This window comes from Acidobacteriota bacterium (genome assembly GCA_016713675.1).
In the GTDB taxonomy this organism is placed as follows: domain Bacteria; phylum Acidobacteriota; class Blastocatellia; order Pyrinomonadales; family Pyrinomonadaceae; genus OLB17.
Genome location: JADJOS010000001.1, coordinates 1,554,674 through 1,577,088, shown reverse-complemented (window position 1 = coordinate 1,577,088; position 22,415 = coordinate 1,554,674). Strand labels below are relative to the sequence as shown.

Sequence of the window (22,415 nt, the reverse complement as noted above, 5' to 3'; positions counted from 1 at the left end):
TCTGCGTTCTCAGCGATCTCTGTGTTAATCTCTCCTATCCGACCGATCCCTCAAGCTTCAATCCCAACAACTTCGTCGCCTCGACCGCGTATTCCATCGGCAGCTCGCGGAAAACTTCCTTGCAAAATCCGTTAATGATGAGCGAGACGGCGTCTTCCTGCGGGATGCCGCGTTGTTGGAGATAGAAGAGTTGGTCCTCGCTGATCTTGGAAGTTGTGGCCTCGTGCTCGACGCGGGCAGTGGCGTTCATTACCTCGATGTATGGGAAAGTGTTCGCCTCGGATTTGCCGCCGATGAGCATTGAGTCGCATTGAGTGTAGTTACGCGCTCCTTCAGCCTTCGGCATTATTTTGACGAGGCCGCGGTACGAGTTGTTCGATTTTCCTGCCGAGATGCCTTTTGAGATGATCGTCGATTTTGTATTTTTGCCGAGGTGGATCATCTTGGTGCCGGTGTCGGCGATCTGGGCGTTGTTGGTGAGGGCGACCGAGTAAAATTCGCCGATCGAATTGTCGCCTTGCAATATCACGCTCGGATATTTCCAGGTGATCGCACTGCCAGTCTCGACCTGCGTCCATGAGATCTTCGATCTCACGCCGCGACAAGCACCACGCTTGGTCACAAAGTTATAAATGCCGCCCTTTCCGTTCTCGTCGCCGGCGTACCAGTTCTGAACGGTCGAATATTTGATCTCTGCGTCGTCCAAAGCCACAAGCTCAACGACGGCCGCGTGAAGCTGATTTGTATCAAACTGCGGAGCCGTACAGCCTTCGTTATAGGCGACATAGCCGCCTTCTTCCGCTACAATTAGCGTACGTTCGAACTGCCCGGCTTCCTGCGTGTTGATGCGAAAATAGGTAGAAAGCTCCATCGGGCAGCGAACTCCTTTTGGGATGAAGACGAACGAGCCGTCCGAGAAAACTGCCGAATTCAACGCCGCGTAGTAGTTATCACCAACCGGAACGACCGAGCCCAAATATTTCTGGATCTTGTCCGGATAAAGCTCGACCGCCTCAGTGAACGAGCAAAAGATCACGCCCGCCTCAAGCAGCTTTTTCTTGTAAGTCGTCGCAACCGAAACTGAGTCAAACACCGCATCGACCGCCACATTCGCCAGCATTTTCTGCTCGGTGATCGGGATGCCGAGTTTTTCGAATGTCTTCAGCAATTCCGGATCGACCTCGTCCAAACTCGCTTTCGAGGGCTTTTGCTTTGGGGCCGAATAGTACGAAATGTTCTGAAAATCGATGTTCGGGTAATCAAAATTTGCCCAGTTGTCCGGTGCGGTCATTTTTAGCCATTGGCGGTAGGCTTTCAGACGAAATTCAAGCATCCACTCAGGCTCATTCTTTTTCGAAGAGATCAGCCGCACCGTGTCCTCAGTCAACCCGCGTGCGATCGTCTCGGTCTCGATATCCGTGACAAAGCCGTATTTGTATTCCCGATTTGTTAGTAGTTCTGCTGCTGTTGACATATCTATTTCGCCTCAGCGATCTCAAAGAAGCCTTGCTGCACTTCCAGATGCAACGCCCCGTCTTTCACCTTAAATCCAGTGCACGGGAGTATCTTACCCTCAACGGTGATCAGCGTCTGGTACGCAAGTTCACGCGTTTTCGAATCCAATGCGTTCACACTTAATGCATCGCGTTTACACCCTTGCGGCAAAGTGACCGTGACCTTGGTCATTTCCAGATCGCTGTTCTCTATTGCCGTCTTCATTTTCAGATCCTCTGAGCTTCGATCGTTCGATGGATTCCCTGGATGCTGTGAAACATGGCATCGACCGTGCGCTCGGTGCCGACCATCTGGGCGAGCGTGATGCGGGACAACGCATTTTCGACGATCTCATGGAGGCCAACGATCACCGGACGGATGCCGCAATCGCCTTTGTGCACGCAGCTGTCGAGCACGCCCGTATAGCTGTCGCAGTGCTTGGTCATCACGTCTTCGTCGAGCACCTTGATGATCTCGTTGAGCTTGATCTCCTCAGCGGGACGAGCCAGCGAATAGCCGCCCTTAGTGCCGCGTGTCGAATGCACAAAATCAGCCTTGTTGAGCAGCCACATCAGCTTGCCGGCATTTGCCGTCGAGATGCCCTCAAGCTCTGCGATCTGCGGCAGCGTCAGGCTCTCACCGTCGGGTAAACTCGCGAGCTGCACCAGACACCTTAGCCCATATTCCTCTTGCGCCGAAATTTTCATAAACCACTCTCAGATAACGATGTTAGTAATTCCCGTAACAATAAGAATCGCAAATCGTTACTTTTTTGTCAAGATTGCATGGCACAAGCCAGCACGTTAGTAAGGGCGTTACACTCAACGTCGAGTTTCGCCGTTACTAACGTACAGGCTTGTGCAAAGTCTATCTACGAATAGAGATTCATCGTCCGCGATAACAAATCGACCGGATCATGCACATTCAGAGCTTCGTGAACAAAGAACGGCTCGCCGGCATGAACGCCGATCAATGACCCAAAGTACCGGGCCCGCGAATAAATATCGTCGAGATAGCTTTCGCCGGTCAGCATCGTCTCAGGTTCGGTCGAATTCGGGTCGAAGAACTGTGACCGATGTGCCTTGATCGCCTCCATTCGCCGATCGAGAAATTCTGAAATATCTACGATAAACGACGGCACAACACGCCTCGAGAACACAGCGTGAGCAATTATCGGCGGCGGACATTTTTGATCGCCGGTCTCGAGATCGTAATTCCGCATGGCGACGAGCCGGGACGATTCCCTAACAAGCGTCGAAATATGGTCATGATCAGGATGCGTGTCGCCAGATTGATGTGTCAGTATCAACCTGGGTCTAAGACGCCTTAACGCTCTTACGAGCTTCACTCTTTCGTCATCGCCAACGAACACATGACCGTCCGGCAATCCTAGATTTTCCCGACAATCGAGACCCAAGATATTTGCCGCCTCGACGGCTTCGGCCGCACGACCGTCGACAGTGCCGCGCGTGCCCATTTCGCCTTGTGTTATGTCCAAAGCTCCGGTGCGATAGCCAAGGTGTTTCATCTTCAGCATCGTTCCGCCGACGTACAATTCCAGGTCGTCCGGGTGTGCAAATACAGCGAGAATATCTACTTGGCTCATTCTGACAATTTAGCACAGTGCGACCTAACAGGGATAAAGGCGATGCAATGGGATCAAGAAATATCACAAAAGATATCCCTTTTATTCTCTTCATCCCTGTTAATATGGCTTTATGAAATTGGTCGTACTCGGTTCTGGCACATCCGTTCCGCATCCGAAGCGCAGCAGCTCGGCGTTTTGGGTCGAGACTTCCGGCGGGAGCATTCTGCTCGATTGCTCGCCTTCCGCACCGTTCCGGCTTGCTCAGGAGAACCTGGATTGGGCGGATCTCGACGCGATCTGGATCTCGCATTTCCACATCGACCACTGCGGCGGTCTCGGGGCGTTTCTTTTCGGGACGAAGTATGCTCCGCAGACGCAAACAAGACGAAAACCGCTGCGGATATTCGGGCCCGTCGGTCTGAAAGGTCTGTTCGAGAGAATGGACGGGGTCAATAATTATGGTCTGCTTGAACAGCCGTTTCCGGTCGAGATCGTCGAGGTCGAGCCGCTGGAGAAATTTGAGATACTCAGTGGAATTGACGCCGCGGCGTTAAAATCGCCGCATACGGACGAAAGCCTCGCACTTTACCTCCGCGACGGTGAAACGACGCTCGTCTTTTCTGCCGACACCGGGCCGTCGCTGCCGCTGGCCGCATTCGCGAATCAGGTCGACCTTTTCATCCTCGAGTGCTCGTTCGTCAAAAGCAAGCCCGTAGAAAAGCACCTCGAACTCGCTGAGGCGATCTATCTCATCCGCAAGGCAAAACCAAAACGCGCGATGCTCACGCATTTTTATCCCGAATGGGACGATGTAGATTTCAACGAAGAGTTAAAGAGATTTGAACCGCTATGCGAGGTGATCGAGGCTGTGGACGGATCAATAGTTGAACTATAGGACAAATAGAACTGTTAACGCTTAACCAAGGACCACTAACTGAATTCAAAAGATCACTTTTAATTCATTTAATAGTTGGTAGTTAAGAGTTATTAGTATTAAGAAGTTACGTTGCGTTTCGCCATCGCCATTAGTTCCTCGGGCATCCATTTGGCGGTAACTTTTTCTTCGGCACCGGCGATGCCTTTGTTGCGGTTTCGCCATTCTTTAGCGGGGTCGTCTTCGCGGCCGGACTGTTTAGGGTAATTTTCGACCTGTTCTAGGCTGATGATGATACCGAGGGCAACGTCATTCCAGTCCTCGTTCTGTATCCCCCGAAGCACGATCGGCAACCCGGCGGTCCAGTCCTCTTCAGGTGCAATATTGTCGTACTCGGGTATTGTCAAATACGCCGTGTCAGGAAACGCCATGCCGCTAAACTCGCTCACGATCTGAGCCTTGACGTCTTTATATGCCGCATTCGGATCGCTCGCACGCATCTCCAAAGCCCGGTGGAAAATGTCTGAAACTGTTGCTTGATTGCTCATTGTACTAGCCACAGATTAACACAATTTGGCACCGATGAGAAAAATCTAGTTTCCAACTATTTCCTTGTCAGAACGCATCTGAAAAGTTAGTCTTTGTAGCGAGAGGGTATATTGATGAAAAGTTTTTTGGCATTTGTGATCTTATTGTTCGGACTATCCGCTGCGATTGGTCAGAATGAACAGGCTCCGATCGTTGAGAAGGAGATCACCTACAAAAACTGGACCTACAAGAGTATTCGGACCGGCGAAGAAGTGGATCTGCGTGATGCCGCCGCCGGGAAAAAGCTTGTTATCGTGGTCTATTACGCTCCGTGGTGCGGCAATTGGCGATTCGATGCCCCGATGCTCAAGCGGCTTTATGAAAAGTACAAAGGCGACGGACTCGAGATCATCGCGGTTGGCGAGTACGATCCGCTTGCCTCGATGAAAACAAATCTGGAAACGCTTAAGATCCCGTTTCCTGCGGTCTACGAATCAGAAAACAGAACAGAAAAACAAAAGACGCTTCATTATAGATACCGGACTATGACCGGCGATTTTCGCGGTTGGGGCTCACCTTGGTACATATTCCTGGAGCCCGCTAAGTTCGAGAAAAAGGGCGATACGCTCGTCAATAGAACGCACGTTATAAACGGTGAAATGATCGAGGCCGAAGGCGAGAAATTCATCCGGGAAAAGCTCGCCCTGCCCGCGGTCGAAACAAAAGGTGCTGTCGCTGACAACGGAAAGGTCGAGGTCTGCGATCCCGACAAACCAACAGCAATAACGCTGAAGAAACCTTAGCAAGAGTTTTTAGCAGCAGATAAATTTCTTCTTCACATTACAACGGCATCGCTGCGAGGGTGTCGGTCAATTTTTTTGCGACATCTCTCAACGGTTCTTTGGCGGCAATGAATCTTCCGGCGATCGCCGAGTCTTCAGAAGCGGCGGCGAGGTCGGTGATGCCCTGTATCGACGGCAAGTATTTACTGAGCGACGCTTTGGTGCGAAACTCGGATTCGAGTATCGCGAGGCCGGCTCTCATATTGCGTATCGCTTCGACCACTTTCTTTTTATTCGCTTCGTTGGTCGCCAGAGTACTTGGCGGGAGTCGCTTTGTTCGGCTCTCGGCATCGATGTCCTCGATCGATTGAACGATAGGGCCTAAAACGTCTACAAAACGGTTCACGTTTCCGAGTTGCGTATCGACCTTTTCGCGTGCGACTCGAACCTCAAGCGGCGGAACTACCGTTTTCGTCACCGGCGGTTTCTTGGGAACCGGCTTTTTTGTGGTCTTCTTTTGTGCCGTAGCGGCTCCCGCAAATAGTGTCAAACCGATCACGAAAGCTGCCCCGAAATGTATATGCCTCATAGATACCTTCTCTGTTAAATTGATCCGAAACATCATATTATAGCAATAATGCATCAGCGATGTTTAGAGGTTCGTAGGCTTGGCCGCGTTGGCTACGCAAATTCACTTGAGCTGCAAAAGGAGCTTGAGACCGACGTCATCGCGCGCCGCGATCAGGATTATCTGCTGCTGTTGGAACATCCGCATACGTTTACGTTGGGGCGTCGTTCTAAGAATGACGGCGTGCTCGCCACCGCCGACATGTTGCGAAAGCTCGGCGTCGAGGTCCATGAGATCAATCGCGGCGGCCGCGTCACGTATCACGGCATTGGTCAGATCGTCGGTTATCCGATAATTTCGCTCTCGCCTGATCGCGAAGACGTACACAAATACGTCCGCGATCTCGAGGAGGTGTTGATCCGCACGATGGCGGATTTCGGTATAGACGCTTTCCGCATCGAAGGCCTGACGGGTGTCCACACCATCGACGGCAAGGTCGCCGCTATTGGCGTTCACATAAAACGCTGGGTCACGACGCACGGCTTTGCGCTGAACGTCAACACCGACCTCAGCTACTACAACTGGATCATCGCCTGCGAAGGCGAGCCGGTAACGTCGATGGACAAGCTGCTCGGGCGTGAGGTAGATATGAGCGAGGTCGAAGATAAACTCGTCGAAAATTTCGCGGCGGTTTTTGGATATGGTGAGAATGTCGAGGCGAAAACCCAAGCAGTAGCAAGGGTGTCAGTTTCGGGCTGATTCAACTACGGCGATGTTGGTCAACACACTCCCTACCGGTCGTGTTTCTGCCGTGTTGCGCTTGCGGCGAAACGGGATTTTTCATAACCTTGCTATTTCAACAAAACGAATATGAGACGAGATATTACCTCGTGGTACAGCCACAACTTGAATATGGATATGCCGCTGGTGGCATACGGACATGCGGGATATCCGCTGCTGATGTTTCCGACCGCGGCAGCTGACTATTTGGAATATGAGCGGTTTCATCTTGTCGATGCGATCAAGCCGTTTATTGAGAAGGGACTGATCCGTGCGTATTCGATCAACTCGGTCAATAAGTATAGCCTCTTGAACCGCGAGTAACATCCCGGCTGGAAGGTCGAGATGCTGTCGCGTTATGACAACTATATTCTGGACGAGGTGCTGCCGCTGATCCGAAATGAATGCGGAGACGATGCGAAGCCGCTCACTACCGGTGCAAGCCTCGGAGCGTTGCTTGCCGCAAATACCTATTTCAAGCACAGCGACAATTTTCGCGGCACGATCGCGATGAGCGGCAGCTATGACATATACAATTATCTGGACAAGGGCTATTTCGATGACAACGTCTATTTCAACAATCCGGATATGTATATCCGCAATTTGAACGACGATTTTCATTTACCTCGACTGCAAAAGGCCGATTCGATCGTGATCGTCACCGGACAGGGCAATTACGAAGCCCCCGATCACAGCCGCCAATTCTCCGGCCTCCTGCACTCAAAGGGCATTCCGCACCGCCTCGACCTCTGGGGCCACGACGTCGCCCACGACTGGGTCTGGTGGCGCAAGATGCTGCCATATTATTTAGGGGAATTTTTGAAGTAGAAGTTCGACGTACCGAACTTTTTGAACAAGCGAAAGGGGAGAACGTTGAAATTACTCAACTATCTCCCCTTCCCTTTTTCTACTCTACTCTCGGTCTTCTTAACCGTCGCCTTTCTTACCCTTTCGCTTTTCTCCGGCTGGTTTCTCTGCAGGCGGATCAGGTTTTGTGACCGGAGGTTTGACGTCCGGACGCCTGATCGTCGGACCTGTGTCCGCCGGCGTGTTTGGTTTTGTATCAGGCGTTCCCGGCGTTGTATCACCGCCAACCTTATCCGGCGGTAATAGTACAGGGTCGGTGTTCACTTTCGGATTCGGCATCGCGACGCCCGATTGGCGAGCCTTGAGGTCAGCTTCGCTCAGTTTCTCCAGTTCCTCGCGTTTGTTGCGTTCGGCGAGATTCTTGATATCACTGGGCATCGGCGGCGGTTCGGGGAAACTGTCGCGCGGTTTACCCTTCATGAACACATTCATGAATGCGTTGAAGTACGGGACGGCACCGTGCCCGCCGGTCATTCCAGCACCGAGCGATGATTTTCGCAGCGGGTTGCCCATCCATATTCCGGTCACATACGTCGGCGTATATCCGATGAACCAAACGTCCGTTTCATTATTAACGGTTCCGGTCTTCCCGGCCAACGGAAACCCGGCCGCACTTGCGCCTGTGGCAGTTCCGCCGCCTTGAACGACACCGCGCATCATCTTGACCATCGTCAGGGCAACGTACTCGCTTGTCACCTTCGAACTTCCCCCGTCGTACTCTTCCAGAAGCGTACCATCGCGGTTATAGACCTTGCGGATAAGGTGCGGCGTCATTCGTATACCCTTATTAGGGAATACGGAATATGCCGATGTCATCTCGAGCAGCGAAGCCTCGCTCGCTCCGAGCGCAGAAGGCAAGCTTGGGGCCATCGGATTGGTAATGCCAAACCGGCGCACCATTTGACCGCCGGCCTGAATTCCGACTTGATCGAGCAAATGCACCGCAGCAATATTGTACGATTTTGCCAGCGCGATCTTCATCGGCACATTCGGGTGGCTCGGAGCACCGCCGTAGTTCGTCGGCGTCCAGCCGCCGCGTTTGATCGGTGCACCGCTGACGATCGAATCAGGCGTCATACCGTCTTCGACAGCCGCTGTGTAGATAAACGGCTTATACGCCGAACCGGTCTGCCGCAATCCTTGCGTCGCATTATTGAATTTGCTTGTGTGAAAATCGTAGCCGCCGACCATCGCGACGACCTCACCGTTATGTGAATTGATACAAACAAGCGAAGCTTGAACCTCAGGCACTTGCTGGAGCTCGACCTCGAGCGTTTGATTATCAGCGTTGACTTTCTTAACCAGGAATTCGGCCAAGAATCCGGGCTTTAACTCTGCCACCGGCCGTTTGCCGCTTCGGCCCATATTACCGGCCCGCACGATCGCCTTGTAACGCCCAAAACGCACGCCGACCTCGTCCGAAGCGGGATTTGCCTTCATCACAAGTCCTTTAATGTACTCGCCCTCTTTATACTCGTCGCCGTACCAATCAGCATGTTTGAACGTTTCCAAGGTCTTTTGGATCTCCTTTTCGTCGGTCAACGGCTGCTCGTCTTCGTCGAGCAAAATATTTTTGTAGTCCGAACGCCATGCCCGACCGCGGTCGTAGGCTCGAAGCCGTTCGCGGATCGAGGCCGTAGCGATCTTCTGGGCATTGACATTGATCGTCGTATATACCTTTAGCCCGCCCTGAGCGACACGGGTAGTGTATTTTTCTTCCAGATATTTTCGGATGTCTTCGACGGGATAATCCCAGGCGGTCGATTTTGGCTGCGACTGGTAATAGGCCGTATCGGCAAGCTTGATGTCCTTAGCCTTTGCTGCCGCGACTTCGTCGGCCGGATATTTCTCGGGAAAATACTTTGTCATCTGATCGAGAACAATATTTCTTCGTTCCAGAGCTTTCGCACGATTGCGGGTCGGTGAATACTCAGGCGATTTCGGGATCGCAGCCAGCAGTGCCGCTTCGTCAAGCGTAAGATCCTTTAACGATTTACCGAAATATGTGCGCGAACCAGCCTCAAAACCATATGAACCCGCTCCGAGAAATACATAATTCATATACATCTCGAGGATCTGATCTTTCGTGTAAAGCCGCTCGATCTGTAGGGCGACGGCCCATTCGTTCACCTTGCGGGTATAGGTCTTATCTTTGTAGAGGAACAGGTTCTTAGCCAACTGTTGTGTGATGGTCGATGCACCTTCGGTCTTGTCTGAAGTGAAATTTTTTACCACGGCCCCGACGATACGATACGGATCGATGCCAATGTGGTCGCGAAATCGATAGTCCTCGATCGCAAGCAAAGCATCGGTCACCTTGTCCGGCACATCCTGTATCTTTATCGGAATGCGTTTCTCAAGCGCAAATTCGGCAAGAACGGTCTCGCCGTCGTCCGCGTAAATTGTGGTTACCTGCGGCGGACGATATGTAGCGAGTGCCGAAACCTCGACCGAATATCGCGAGTTATTGAGATAATATGATGCTAGAACACCCGTCATTGCACCGGCCGACAAAGCCAAAAGCAACGCCGTCAACATCAAGGTTATGGTAGAAAGACCGCTCCGTTTCGCCGGTTCTGACACGACCTCGGTACTTCTCAATTTCTTTACATCTCTGGCCATCTTAAAAACACTCCTAATTCACAAAACGACGTAATTTTACGCTGACTACGAACCCGATAGCAACGAAAGTCGACAAAAGCGCCGACAGGCCGGCGCTCATCAGCGGCAGCGGGACCCCGATAACAGGTAATACGCCAAGAGCCATTCCGACGTTCATAAATATCTGAGACGCCATACCGCATACGATCGACATTATAACAAGCATTCCCGCCCTGTCGGACGATCGGCGAGCTCCGGCGATCATTCTCGAGAGCAGTATCGCGTAGGCGAGCAGCAGTGAAACGCAGCCGATGAAGCCGGTATTCTCAGCCGTCACGGCAAAAATGAAATCGGTCTGCGGCTCAGGCAGGAATTTCAACACACTCTGAGAGGTCTCGGTTTCGCCTTGGATCCCGGCAAGGCCGCCCTTGCCAACCGTTATTGTCGACTGGATGGTGTGATAGCCGTAACCACGCGGATCGACCTGATCCGGATTGGTAATAGCGAGTATTCTTTCCTGCTGGTAGCGTTTGATCTTCCCGGTTTCTACACCGACATACCATGCCGCAGGAACCATAACCGCCGCCGCAACCACCGCAAGCACAACGTATCGGATCTTGATGCCCGAAAGAAAGAACATTGTCGCCAGAATCGGAAAATATGTGATCGCCTGGCCGGCATCGGGCTCAAGCATTATCAAACCGACCGGCCCGGCAAAGATCGCACTGCCGATGAGCATCTCTTTGATACTCAAAGAATTCCCTTTTCTTGCCCCAAAGTACTTAGCAAGCATTAGCACGGTCGGTATTTTGACAAATTCCGATGGCTGAAATTGTCCGATCAGCGGCAATTTTAGCCAAGCTTTTTGTCCATTGACCTGCACGCCCAGAGGCGTCAGCACAAGAAAAAGTAAAAGTAGTCCGCCGACATAAAAAACAGGAGCCAGGTCGATCAACCTACGGTAGTCAGTGAAACTAACGACCACAAAGGCAACGAGCGCTATACCGATCCCGATGATCTGCTTTGACCAGTAGCTTTCGGTCGGCAGAGCGTTGTGTATCTGCCAGACACCAAAGAAAGCGATGACGATCGCCAGCACGGCGGTTTGCCAGTCCAGGTCTCTGAACTCATGTTTTTCGAGGATCGCTGCCATTAATTCTTTGCCACAATGTCCGGTGTTTTTGTTGTGTGTCCCTTTGTTTCTCTAAAAGTCTCGTAAACGCCCTTTACGGCCGGAGCGGCATGGCTGCCGCCAAATCCGACATTCTCGATCAAAGCGATCACGGAGAGTTCGGGCTTAAATGCCGGAGCAAAACTAACGAACCACGCGTGGTCCTTTTTATCTCCGACGTCCTTTCCGAGCTCGGCAACCTGAGCAGTTCCGGTCTTGCCGGCGATCTCATAATCAGGGATGCGGATGCCCGCACCCGTTCCGCCGCCGTTCACCACACCCCACATACCCTTGATCACAAGGTCCCACTGATCGTCAGTGGCCTCGATCAATTTCGGCTCGGGGTGTTGGAATCCAAATCCGGGACGTGCCGGGAAATAATTCGACTCGCCTTCGACGCCGACGGCTCCGATCGATCTGAATTCTTTGAGAAAGTGCGGCACGTACATCTTTCCGCGCATACCAATACTCGCGACCGCCCGAAGCATCGATATCGGCGTAACAACAACCGTGTCCTGGCCGATCCCCGAGTAAACGGTCCGAATGTCGCTCCATTTACCCTCGTTCTTGATGATGTAAGGCATCCATGACTTAGGCGTTTGCGGCACTTTTTCATTCGGCAGGTCGATTCCCGATCGCTTGTCGTAACCGTACGTCTCGATCATCTGAATGATGCCCTCGATCTTCATCTTGAGCGCCAGGCGATAATAATAACCGTCGCAGGATTTTGTGATCGCGTAACTCAGCGGCGGCGAACCGTGGCTGCCCATACAGCGAGTGAATTTATTGCCGATGGTGATGCCGCCGCCGCAGACGAGATTTGACTGGGCAACGGTGATCGCTCCCTGCTGTAGGCCGGCGATCGATTCGGGTATTTTCCACGTGGAGCCCGGTGGATATCGCCCTTGGATCGCACGGTTGTAGAGAGGACGTTTTTCATCCTGCCAATAGGCCGCGATTTGCTTTCGTCCCTCAGGCGTCGAACTGCCGCGAACGAAAATATTAGGGTCGAACGAGGGGGCCGATGCCATTGCGATCATCTCGCCGTTGTTCGGGTCCATCGCTATGATCGTGCCGCGTTTTGTTGCGGAACTTGCCAATTGGGCTTCCGCTTTCATTTGGACATCATAATCGATCGTCGTCACAAGATCCTGTCCGGATTGCGGATCGACCTTGTCGACTTCAGCCTGGACACGGCCGCGGCTATCAACTATCACCTTTCGATAGCCCGGGCGGCCGCGAAGGAATTCATCGTAAAACTGCTCAAGCCCGCCCTTGCCGATGATATCGCCGGGCCGGAATCCGCGCTCTTTGTATTCCGGATCTTCGAGCTGTTTCGGGCTGATCTCGCCGACGTAGCCAAGCACGTGGGCAAGAGATTCGCCGAGCGGGTAAAAACGCTGCGGCTGCAGTTCGACGCGGAGTTCGGGAAACTCAAGCGAGTGCGATTCGACCCACGTGATGTCCTTCATTCCGACGTTCTCTTTCAGAACCAATGCTTCAAATTCGTTTTGCTTCTTGATCAGATTCAACCGTTCGACGACAAATTGGCGGTCAAGTTCAAGTCCTCGGGAATAATCATCGACACGCTCGTTGATATCCACTGACTTGAACCCTTCATTTGATAGAACGACGTTATAGGTCGGCCGCGAATCGACCAGCAATTTGCCATTTCGGTCGAAGATCGCACCACGCGGAGCCGGGATCGGGATAAAGCGAATACGCTGGCTCTCGGCGCGTTCGCTGTAATACTCACCCCTCACGATCTGCAGATGATATAGGCGCACGCCCAAAAGCGTCAGCAATACAAACGCAAGTATCTGGATCGTTCCGACGCGTGCACCTAGATTTTGAACGTGGTCGTTGAGTTTCATACAGCTCCGAACGTAAAACTATTTGTTGAGCCTAATGGGATTGCGCCGGCGTGTCTGACGGCGGGGTTTGAACATGTCGCCCTTTTTACGCCTCACCTTGTCGCCCGACATACTGTCAAGAAGCAGGTAGGTGAGCGTTCCTGCGATCGTCGTGCCGATAAGCGAGTAGGCCCCAACGACCAGAAGTTCGCCGCTTGGCGGTTGCCCGAGCAGCCGGTGCAAACCAAAATAAATAAGACCGTTCAACACACTTGCACCAGCTATGACGGGGATGCGAAGCAATAAGTTGTCCAGATAGACGCGTCTGGCGATCTCCGAAATACCGAACGCGATCAGCGTTTTCGTAAATCCGTTCGCTCCGAGTAATCCGCCGCTAAGAGCATCGACTGCGAGCCCGGCGATCGTTCCGAAAAGGATCGCCCTGATCGAGTTTCGCTGCAATGCCGCATAAACAACGATAAGCAGCGGAAAGTCGATGTACGATAACGGCTCCGCCACATTCCGCAGTGTCCACTGCAAAATGATCGCGATTATCAGAGCAATTGTGAGCTTTACGCCATCCATCTATTTCTTTTTCGTCGTACTCGGCACTGCGTTTGGTAATTTCTGTTCAAATTCCGCTCGAGGCGGCGGTTCGTAAAGCAGGATACCGACTTCCTGCATCGAGTTTAATTTCGCCGCAGGCCTGATCTGTATGACATGCGGCGTTGTCGCCGAGCCTGTGACAATATCGACGATCTCGCCTACTTTCAGTCCCGGCGGGAAGATGCCGTCTTGTCCGGTCGTGAAAACCGTCTGGCCGACCTGGACCTCGATACTGCCGGGCACATATTTCATCTCGAGCAGATCCTTTTTGCTCGTTCCGACAACGACGCCAAGGGCACTTGATTCGCCAATTTGGCCGATAATGCCGCCGAGGCCCGATTTGCTGTACGTGACCAGATCGACCTGTGCTGTCAGCGGGCTGACTGCGGTAACGCGTCCAACGAGTCCGCCGTCCGTTACGACCGGCATATTCAATAGAACACCGTCTAGGCTGCCGCGGTTGATGATCGACGAATCGAACCAGACCGACGGGTCACGGCCGATTATTCGCGCCGTCAAAACTTTATATTTGCTGGTTTCCTTTAACTGCAGAAGCGAGCTGAGCCTTTGATTCTCGCTTGTAAGGTCTTCTTTCTGCTTTACCTCGACCTCCAGTTCCTGAATACGCTGCTTTAGAATATCGTTCTCAGATTGTGCTGAACGGAGGGTCGAGATGGATGTGAAATAATTGGAGACCGATGCCGTGATGGTTGTCACCGGCGATTGAACAAAGTCCGCAGCGGTTTGCGTCCACGCCCTGATCACCCTTTGCCCAGATGTGATCTCACGCGCGTCAAACGCCATAAGCACAAAATTGAGCAGCAAAAGTGCGATCATCAGCCATGGTGCTAATCGCCAAACTTCTTTTTGACTACGCTCTACCATCGGTTGAGTCTTGGAAGTCCCGAAAGTCTGGAAAGTCTTGGCACTCTGGAAAGGTTCTTACTTCCTAGACTTCCGAGACTTCCTAGACTTCCCCGACTAACTTCCTGTCATTAATGAATTATCCCATTTAACGCGCTTGAGGAGCTCAAAATCTGAGAGCATTTTTCCGGTACCGAGTACGACCGACGAAAGCGGATCATCGGCGATGACGACCGGCAGACCGGTTTCGATCATCAGTCGTTTGTCGAGATTCTTGAGTAGTGCTCCGCCGCCGGTGAGAACGATGCCGCGTTCGACGATGTCGGCGGACAATTCAGGCGGCGTGCGTTCGAGAGCGACGCGGACAGCGTTGATGATCGTCGAGATCGAATCCGACAGTGCTTCGCGGATCTCTTCGTCGGTCATCGTGATGGTCTTGGGGATGCCTTCGATAAGGTTGCGTCCGCGGACGTCCATCGAGAGCGGTTCTTCGAGCGGGAATGCTGAGCCAAGCGCTATCTTGATCGCCTCGGACGTGCGTTCACCGATGAGCAGATTGTATTTGCGTTTGATGTACTGTGTGATCGCCTCATCCATCTCGTTGCCGGCGACACGAACAGCCCGCGAGTAAACGATGCCTGATAGCGATATGACCGCAATATCGGTCGTTCCGCCGCCGATATCGACGACCATGTTGCCGTGCGGTTCGGTGATCGGCAACCCGGCACCGATAGCTGCGGCCATCGCTTCTTCCACGAGATAAACTTCCGAAGCCTTGGCACGATAGGCACTGTCTTCCACGGCTCGCCGTTCGACCTGCGTGATCTCTGACGGGATGCCGATGACGACACGCGGCCGGACCCACGATTTACCGTTGTGAGCCTTGCGGATGAAATGCTGGAGCATCTTTTCCGTCACCTCAAAATTGGCGATAACGCCGTCCTTCATCGGACGGATCGCGACGATATTGCCCGGCGTACGCCCAAGCATCTCTTTGGCGTCGCGGCCGACAGCCTCGACCTGATTCGTGACCTTGTTGATCGCGACTATCGACGGCTCGGACACGACGATGCCGCGGCCCTTTGCATAGACGAGTGTATTTGCCGTTCCGAGATCGATCGCAAGATCGCTGGAAAATAAACTGAATAAAGACTTAAATGCCATTTTGAATTAAAATATCTTACCTAATTTTATATCTTAGAGATCGTGTCGAACGGTGTGTAGATCGAACCGGAAAATGCCCGGAACAGGTAACATAACAGAACGCCGTCAGTCAAAACGTCTAACCTCTAAGCATACACCCTTTTAAACCCAAGTTTCTACTGTAAAAATGGATATTTAGCGGTTTTTGGCGAATTTATTTATGCGGAAATGGCCGTTTATCGGCCATTTCCGTTAAATCGGCGAACCGGAAGGTTCAATGACTTTTTACAGGTGAATACTCGCCGGAGGCGGTCCTTCCGGGCCGTATTCCTGCAAAACGGCCGGCGGAGAAGTCACGTTCGGCTCCAATGTTGCTTTGAGTACATCGCTGATCCATGCGCAAGGGATAAAGGTCAGTTCTTTGCGAACATCCTCGGGAATGTCCTCGAGATCAGCCTCGTTTCGATCGGGTATAACGATGCGTCGTATTCCGGCCCGATGTGCCGCGAGAACTTTCTCCTTGACGCCGCCGACCGGGAACACAAGTCCTGAAAGAGTGATCTCGCCCGTCATCGACGTATCGCTGCGAACGCGGCGGCCTGTATAAACGGACGCAAGGGCCGATGACATTGTCACACCGGCACTTGGGCCGTCTTTCGGGATCGAACCGGCTGGAACGTGGATATGAACGCCATTCTGCTTGATCACGTTAGGATCGATGCCGAATTCGGCAGCGTGCGACCACAAATAGCTGCGGGCCGCCTGAGCCGATTCCTTCATCACGTCGCCGAGCTGTCCGGTCAGCGTCAATCCGCTGCCGCCGGGCAGGAGCATCGCCTCGATAAAAAGGACCTCGCCGCCCATTTCGGTCCACGCCATTCCGGTCGCCACGCCCGGCGGCAGCTCTTTTCTCGCTTCCTCGGGATAAACACGCGGCGGCCCTAGATAGCCTTTGACCTCTTCCACAGTGATCGCGACCTTGTCGGTCAGGCCTTGAGCGACCTTTAGCGCTACCTTTCGTGCCAAATTGCCGACAGTTCGTTCAAGTTGCCGGACGCCCGCCTCGCGAGTGTAACGCGATGTGATCAGGTTGATCGCATCGTCCGATATGGTCAATTGTTCCTCGGTCAGGCCATTTTCGGTTATCTGCCTCGGGATGAGATATTGCTTGGCGATGTTTAGTTTCTCTCGGTCGCTGTACCCGGCGAGCTGGATTATCTCCATGCGGTCACGCAGCGGCATCGGTATCGGAGCGAGTTGATTCGCGGTGGCGATGAAGAAAACCTTAGAAAGATCAAAAGGCAGATCGATGTAATTATCGCGGAAAGTGTTATTCTGCGCCGGATCGAGAATTTCGAGCAACGCCGAAGCCGGATCGCCGCGAAAATCATTGCCCAGCTTGTCGATCTCGTCGAGCATCATCACCGGGTTGTTTACCGCGACGCGACGCAGCGACTGGATGATTCGTCCGGGCATCGCACCGACATAAGTCCGCCGATGGCCGCGAAGCTCAGCCTCGTCGCGCATTCCGCCCAGGCTTATCCGGTCGAATTCCCTGCCCAGAGCACGAGCGATCGAACGTCCGAGCGAAGTTTTACCTACTCCCGGCGGGCCTACGAACAGGATGATCGGGCTTTTCGAATCCGGCCGCAGTTTGACGACAGCGAGCGACTCCAAGATGCGTTCCTTGATATCGTCGAGGCCGTAGTGGTCTTCGTCGAGCACCTTGCGGGCTTCGTTGAGATCGAGTTTTTCTTCGCTCGCGGTTCGCCACGGCAGTTCAAGGATGTACTCGAGATATGTGCGGATGACGTGATAATCGGGGGCGGCTTGCGGCAACGCTTCCATGCGTTTTAGCTCACGCTCCGCTTCTTTTCGCACGTCATCGGGAAGATCGGCCTTTTCGAGGCGTTCACGGATCTGTGCGGCCTCGGCCTTTTCACCGTCCTCGTCGTCACCGAGCTCCTTTTGAATCGCCTTCATCTGCTGGCGAAGCACATAATCACGCTGCGATTTGTCCATCTCGCCCTGAGCCTCGGTCGCGATCTTCGAGCGGATCTGCATGATCTCGACCTCACGTGCGAGCGCCGCGTGCGTCAGTGTAAGGAGGCCGTCAACGGTCGAGGATTCGAGCATTTTCTGCTCGGTCTCGACACCGAGATCGAGAACAGAGGCAAGAAAGTAGGCGAGCTGCACCGGATCTTCCTGAGACAGAACGGCCATGCGGATCTCGGGCGGCACGTTTGGCAAGAGCGCCAACGCCTCCTGTATCATGCCTTGAATATTGCGTTTTAACGCCTCGATCTCTTCTTCGTCGATCCGTTGCAGCGGTGGCAGAATGGCGATCTTAGCCTTGAGAAACGGCTGTTCGCCCGTCCACTCAGTTATCTCGAAACGGTCCAATCCCTGCACGATGAGCTGCATGATGCCCTCGTTTCGCATCATCCGTTTGATATTGACGATCGTCCCGACCTGGTAAAGGTCGGTCGGAGTGGCATCGTCGCCGGTGACGTTTTCGGTCTTGGTGGTGACGCACGCGATCAGCTTTTCCTCGGTCGCGAGAGCCGCCTCGACCGCACGCGTCGAGCGCTCACGCCCGACCGCCAGCGGCACGACCGTCTCAGGAAACAGCGTCGTATTCTGCAAAGGCAAGACCGCGATCTCCATCGTCTGCGGCAGCGGTGCTTTTTCTGTAGTTGTTTCGTCAGCCATAAGTTCCTTGTGCTGTTACTTCTTGCGCAGATTGATGATGAGCAGGCCGTTCTCAAATTCGTGTTCGATGGTCGCTCCTTCGATCGAACCGGGGAAGTTTAGCGTTTTTTCGAAGCTGCTGTACGTGATCTCCATTTGCTGATACGACACGCCGGCGGCACATGACCGGTCTTTTCGGCAGCCGGCTATATACAGCACATTGCCCTGAATATCGATCTCGATGTCCTCGGGCGAAACGCCGGCAAGCTCGACCTTGACCAGCCAGCCATCGGGCGTCTGGTAAACGTCCGCCGCCGGATACCAAAGCCGCCCCGACTGCACCGTCTTGGACGAGCCGAGAAACTGAAAATGCCGATTCATTGATTTGGCCATTGGGTCAATTGAGAATGGATAACGGAAAGTAGAAAATGAAGTATCAGAAATTTTCCACTTTCCGTTTTCCGATTTTAGTTCTTACTCCAAAATGCCGCGCCGCTTGAGATCTCTTCCAAGGTTTCGGCTATTTCGCGTTCGTCTTCCATCTCTAAGGCGACGTCGGCCATCGAAATGATGCCGGCAAGTCCGCCATCAGCGCCCACGACCGGGATGCGGCGGACCTGTTTATCGCCCATGAGGCGGATCGCTTCGAAGGCGAAATCGTCAGGACCAACGGTGAAAAGCTCGGTGGTCATTGCCTCAGAAACGGGCGCCGAGGCGTCCTTGCCCTCTGCAACGCAGCGAACGACGATGTCGCGATCCGTAACTATACCGATAAGTTTGCCTTCGTCAACGACCGGAACGGCTCCCATGTCGCCGTCGCGCATCATTACAGCCACCTCGCGCAATGGCATTGTACTCGCGGCGGTTTTGACGGATTTCGTCATTATTTCGCTGCACCGCATACGTGAAATTGCCGCTTTGTCAGCCTCGCTCATTGTGTAAACTCCTGTACCGTTATTTTGTTCGACGTGCGGAAATAAAGCAAGGGAAAAGAGAATTGGCCCCGAAAAGGCACAGAAGACGCAAAAAAGAATTTTTTTCTTTTGTGTCTTTTATGCCTTTTCGCGGCAATTTATCTTCCAGTGATATCCTTGATCTTTCGTCCAAAGCGAAATGGGAATTTATCGCGACGGAGGATCTCGGTGCGGTTCAGTTCGAATAGATCGACGCTATCTTCGCGGCCGTAAACGGTCGAGAAAGCAGCCAGATATCCCGCGTCTTTGATCGAAGCCTTAGCGTGGTCGTTGAAAAAGCCCGCGGGATAGGCGAATGTGCGGCATTCATGCTGGATCAGATTTTCGATGTATGCCTTTGATTCGAAGACCTCGTTGTCTATCTCATCCGGCGTTATGCGGTCAAACAACTTGTGGTTCATGCTGTGCGAACCAAACTCAATGCCGTGGGCTGACATCTCACGTATATCGGCCGCCGCGAGATGTTCGCGCGAGCCTTCGCCTGCGGCCGTGACTTGATCGGTCGTGCGGCCAATACATGACGGCACAAGAAAGATCGTGGCCGGCACGCCGTATTTTTTTAGTATCGGAAAGGCGTTAATGTAGTTGTCTTTCCAGCCGTCGTCGAATGTCAGACAGATCGCGTTTGCAGGAATTTGGCCGTTCTCGAGAAAGAGTGAAACGAGCCCGGTGGCCGAGTAGAATTCGAATCCGTGCCGCTTAAGATATGCCACCTGTTTTTCAAATCGCCTCGGTGCGGTATAAGCACCGCGGATCTTAACATCGGCGGTCGGCAGGTCGATCTTGTGATACGCGAGTACAGGTATTTTCACACGTTTAACATTACGCGTCAGACATTTGGATGTTCAAAAATGCTGATATCCGAGTCGCCGCGGGTCAAAAACCACTTGCTGCCATCATACAACAGATCCTGATCTTCGGGCGCGTTCGCTAGGAGCTGCAGCCCACTTTTCACTTGCCAAAAACCAAAGCTCTTGAGCCGCTCCTGCAATAATTGATCTAGCGTATCCGTCACCAGGCCGCCCGCCCGACGCTCCATCGCAAGTACGAGAGAGGCTCCGATCAATTCATCCACGACCCTTTCCGGTTCATGCGGCCCGTAACAGATATCGCTGATCGCGGCCTTTTCGACGGCACCGTATTTATTGGGTTTTCGGAAAAATAGAACGGCGTAACCGAGCAATTTACCGTTTTCGTAATGTCCTAATATCTCGTAATTCTTATTCGGCTGCTGCCTGAATTGCCATTCGAGCATCGCCGCCGAACGAGAGACTGAACAAGGCCACTGGCCCTTTGCCTGGCTCCAAAGCTCGTCAAACGCGCTGTCGAGATCATCTACGCGAATCACCGGCGACGCTCCGTCCGGGCGTCTGCGAAACGGTGCGAACAAAGTATTTATCAACGGCCGCAGCGGCCCGAGTTTTGTGATCTCGCGAAATGCCTCGCCGGGAAACAACAGTTTATGAAAGCGCGGAATAGCCGTCACCATCTTAAACCCTTGCTTTACCAGAAGGCCCGTTGAGTGCTGCTCGACAGTATTTATGCCGAGAACGAACGGGCAAAATTCGAGCGCCGCTTGAGCGAGTCTTTGAGCTATGCCTCTTCGACGGAATTCAGGATCGATAATGAGGTCAAGTATCCAGATCGCCGGTCGTGTTTCGCCCCGAACATTGAGTTCGACGGGAATTGCCGCCAGTTGGCCGGCGATTCGTTCACCGCTTTTGGCTAGCCAGACCGGTAAATTCTCAGGTGATGAAAGAGGTAGTTTTTGAAAATGCCAATCCCAAAAATCAGGTTCACTGTGACGCGGATTGTCAGAATATGCGGTGTGCAAAAACGACAGAACCTTGTCACGTTCGGACAAGGTCATCTGTTCGATTCGCACTTCGTTTTCCATCAAAAGCGGTTATCCGGGCTTTTTCTCAGTGAGATCGATCATTCGCTGTAGGGCGATATTTGCGAAATGTTTGGTCTCGTCATCGACGATGATCTCATTAACGACGTTGCCGTCAATGAGGTTTTCCATCGACCACGCAAGGTTTTGCGGTGCGATGCGGTACATCGTCGCACACATGCAGAGGTCGGGGGCAAGCAGGCGAATTTCTTTGTCGGGAAATCTGTCCTGCAGACGTTTGACCAGATTGACCTCAGTGCCGATCGCCCATTTCGAGCCTGCGGGCGAGTTTTCGACCGTTTTGATAATGAACGAAGTCGAGCCGTCGAGATCGGCGAGATCGACGACCTCTTTCGGGCATTCGGGATGGACAATGACCTGCATTCCCGGATGGTCTTCGCGGATCTTGTCCACATGCCAGGCCTTGAAACGGCCGTGGACGGAGCAGTGTCCTCGCCAGAGTATAAGTTTCGCCGCGTGCAACTGCTCTGCGGTATTGCCGCCGAGTTCCTCGTGCGGATTCCAGAGGATCATCTGTTCGAGCGGAATGCCGAACTTCGAGCCCGTGTTGCGCCCCAGATGCTGGTCGGGGAAAAAGAACATCTTGTCGAACTGCTTGAGATAGATATCGAAGAGCGGTATCGCGTTTGACGATGTGCAGACGACGCCTTCGTTGCGGCCGCAGAACGCTTTGATCGCGGCCGTCGAATTCATGTACGTGATGGGCGCGACCTTATTCTCGAGCACGCCGATCTCGCGGAGCTGCTCCCATGCGTCCTCGACCTGATCGATGTTCGCCATGTCTGCCATCGAGCAGCCAGCACCGAGGTCGGGCAGGATGACGTGCTGATGATCTTTACCCAAAATGTCGGCCGATTCGGCCATGAAATGCACGCCGCAAAACACGATAAATTCAGCCTCTGTCTTCGAAGCCATCACCGAAAGCTGATACGAGTCGCCCGTCAGATCGGCATGGCGGATCACGTCGTCCCGCTGATAATGATGGCCGAGAATGACGACACGCTTGCCCAATTCCTCACGCGCCGCCTGGATCCGTTCGTGGATCTCCGCATCGGGCATTACAAGGTAATCTTCAAATGTCTGTGCTTTTTCGAGTACTGCTGGCATCATTTTCTC

At 53.0% G+C, this 22,415-nt stretch carries 21 protein-coding genes and 1 pseudogene; 4 read left to right on the top strand and 18 right to left on the bottom strand.

What is annotated here, in order from left to right:
- Positions 1-34: 34 nt before the first annotated feature.
- The 4 genes from sufB to bshB1 all read right to left on the bottom strand — a co-directional run bounded on the left by sufB (position 35) and on the right by bshB1 (position 3,100).
- Positions 35-1,474 (bottom strand): Fe-S cluster assembly protein SufB, encoded by a 1,440-nt coding sequence (gene sufB, locus IPK01_07165; protein ID MBK7933273.1) that lies wholly within the window; start codon positions 1,472-1,474, stop codon positions 35-37.
- A gap of 2 nt (positions 1,475-1,476) precedes the next feature.
- Positions 1,477-1,719: a hypothetical protein gene (locus IPK01_07160; protein MBK7933272.1), complete on the bottom strand. Its 243-nt coding sequence runs from the start codon at positions 1,717-1,719 to the stop codon at positions 1,477-1,479.
- Between the two features lie 2 nt (positions 1,720-1,721).
- Positions 1,722-2,201 (bottom strand): Rrf2 family transcriptional regulator, encoded by a 480-nt coding sequence (locus tag IPK01_07155; GenBank protein ID MBK7933271.1) that lies wholly within the window; start codon positions 2,199-2,201, stop codon positions 1,722-1,724.
- 164 nt (positions 2,202-2,365) lie between these two features.
- Positions 2,366-3,100, bottom strand: a complete 735-nt coding sequence (bshB1, locus tag IPK01_07150) for a bacillithiol biosynthesis deacetylase BshB1 (GenBank protein ID MBK7933270.1) — start codon at positions 3,098-3,100, stop codon at positions 2,366-2,368.
- A gap of 112 nt (positions 3,101-3,212) precedes the next feature.
- Between bshB1 and IPK01_07145 the strand changes: the two genes are divergently transcribed.
- Entirely contained in the window at positions 3,213-3,977 is a 765-nt protein-coding gene (locus tag IPK01_07145) for a ribonuclease Z (protein ID MBK7933269.1), read from the top strand.
- Positions 3,978-4,075: 98 nt separating this feature from the next.
- On the opposite strand, the gene IPK01_07140 is transcribed toward IPK01_07145, so the two are convergent.
- On the bottom strand, positions 4,076-4,504 hold the full coding sequence (locus tag IPK01_07140; GenBank protein MBK7933268.1) for a hypothetical protein: 429 nt from the start codon (positions 4,502-4,504) through the stop codon (positions 4,076-4,078).
- 114 nt (positions 4,505-4,618) lie between these two features.
- On the opposite strand from IPK01_07140, the gene IPK01_07135 reads away from it, so the two are divergent.
- Positions 4,619-5,287, top strand: coding sequence for a TlpA family protein disulfide reductase (locus tag IPK01_07135; GenBank protein ID MBK7933267.1), 669 nt, complete (start codon positions 4,619-4,621; stop codon positions 5,285-5,287).
- A gap of 37 nt (positions 5,288-5,324) precedes the next feature.
- Here the strand turns inward: IPK01_07135 and IPK01_07130 are convergent, their stop codons facing one another.
- A complete protein-coding gene (locus IPK01_07130; GenBank protein ID MBK7933266.1) occupies positions 5,325-5,855 on the bottom strand; it encodes a hypothetical protein in 531 nt (176 codons plus the stop codon).
- A gap of 48 nt (positions 5,856-5,903) precedes the next feature.
- Between IPK01_07130 and lipB the strand changes: the two genes are divergently transcribed.
- Both lipB and IPK01_07120 read left to right on the top strand, forming a co-directional pair.
- Positions 5,904-6,593 carry a lipoyl(octanoyl) transferase LipB gene (gene lipB / locus IPK01_07125; protein MBK7933265.1) on the top strand — a complete coding sequence of 230 codons (690 nt, stop codon included), beginning with the start codon at positions 5,904-5,906 and terminating at the stop codon, positions 6,591-6,593.
- 111 nt (positions 6,594-6,704) lie between these two features.
- Positions 6,705-7,442, top strand: a pseudogene (locus tag IPK01_07120) (esterase family protein).
- A gap of 99 nt (positions 7,443-7,541) precedes the next feature.
- Here the strand turns inward: IPK01_07120 and IPK01_07115 are convergent.
- The 12 genes from IPK01_07115 to nadA form a co-directional block, all read right to left on the bottom strand.
- Entirely contained in the window at positions 7,542-10,103 is a 2,562-nt protein-coding gene (locus IPK01_07115) for a PBP1A family penicillin-binding protein (GenBank protein MBK7933264.1), read from the bottom strand.
- 13 nt (positions 10,104-10,116) lie between these two features.
- On the bottom strand, positions 10,117-11,235 hold the full coding sequence (locus IPK01_07110) for a rod shape-determining protein RodA (protein ID MBK7933263.1): 1,119 nt from the start codon (positions 11,233-11,235) through the stop codon (positions 10,117-10,119).
- Positions 11,235-13,127, bottom strand: a complete 1,893-nt coding sequence (gene mrdA, locus IPK01_07105) for a penicillin-binding protein 2 (GenBank protein ID MBK7933262.1) — start codon at positions 13,125-13,127, stop codon at positions 11,235-11,237. The genes IPK01_07110 and mrdA overlap by 1 nt, the downstream gene beginning before the upstream one ends.
- Before the next feature lie 18 nt (positions 13,128-13,145).
- Positions 13,146-13,691: a rod shape-determining protein MreD gene (gene mreD / locus IPK01_07100; GenBank protein ID MBK7933261.1), complete on the bottom strand. Its 546-nt coding sequence runs from the start codon at positions 13,689-13,691 to the stop codon at positions 13,146-13,148.
- Positions 13,692-14,549 (bottom strand): rod shape-determining protein MreC, encoded by an 858-nt coding sequence (gene mreC / locus IPK01_07095; protein ID MBK7933260.1) that lies wholly within the window; start codon positions 14,547-14,549, stop codon positions 13,692-13,694.
- Positions 14,550-14,693: 144 nt separating this feature from the next.
- The gene (locus IPK01_07090; protein MBK7933259.1) at positions 14,694-15,740 is read right to left on the bottom strand and encodes a rod shape-determining protein; all 1,047 of its coding nucleotides are present in this window, start codon (positions 15,738-15,740) and stop codon (positions 14,694-14,696) included.
- 264 nt (positions 15,741-16,004) lie between these two features.
- Positions 16,005-18,386 carry an endopeptidase La gene (lon, locus tag IPK01_07085; GenBank protein ID MBK7933258.1) on the bottom strand — a complete coding sequence of 794 codons (2,382 nt, stop codon included), beginning with the start codon at positions 18,384-18,386 and terminating at the stop codon, positions 16,005-16,007.
- Between the two features lie 60 nt (positions 18,387-18,446).
- Positions 18,447-18,791 (bottom strand): Hsp20/alpha crystallin family protein, encoded by a 345-nt coding sequence (locus tag IPK01_07080; protein ID MBK7933257.1) that lies wholly within the window; start codon positions 18,789-18,791, stop codon positions 18,447-18,449.
- Between the two features lie 86 nt (positions 18,792-18,877).
- Positions 18,878-19,345 carry a CBS domain-containing protein gene (locus IPK01_07075; protein ID MBK7933256.1) on the bottom strand — a complete coding sequence of 156 codons (468 nt, stop codon included), beginning with the start codon at positions 19,343-19,345 and terminating at the stop codon, positions 18,878-18,880.
- A 137-nt stretch (positions 19,346-19,482) separates the two neighbouring features.
- Positions 19,483-20,196 (bottom strand): polysaccharide deacetylase family protein, encoded by a 714-nt coding sequence (locus IPK01_07070; GenBank protein MBK7933255.1) that lies wholly within the window; start codon positions 20,194-20,196, stop codon positions 19,483-19,485.
- A 17-nt stretch (positions 20,197-20,213) separates the two neighbouring features.
- Positions 20,214-21,281, bottom strand: coding sequence for a GNAT family N-acetyltransferase (locus tag IPK01_07065; GenBank protein MBK7933254.1), 1,068 nt, complete (start codon positions 21,279-21,281; stop codon positions 20,214-20,216).
- A gap of 9 nt (positions 21,282-21,290) precedes the next feature.
- On the bottom strand, positions 21,291-22,409 hold the full coding sequence (nadA, locus tag IPK01_07060; protein MBK7933253.1) for a quinolinate synthase NadA: 1,119 nt from the start codon (positions 22,407-22,409) through the stop codon (positions 21,291-21,293).
- Positions 22,410-22,415 lie beyond the last annotated feature (6 nt).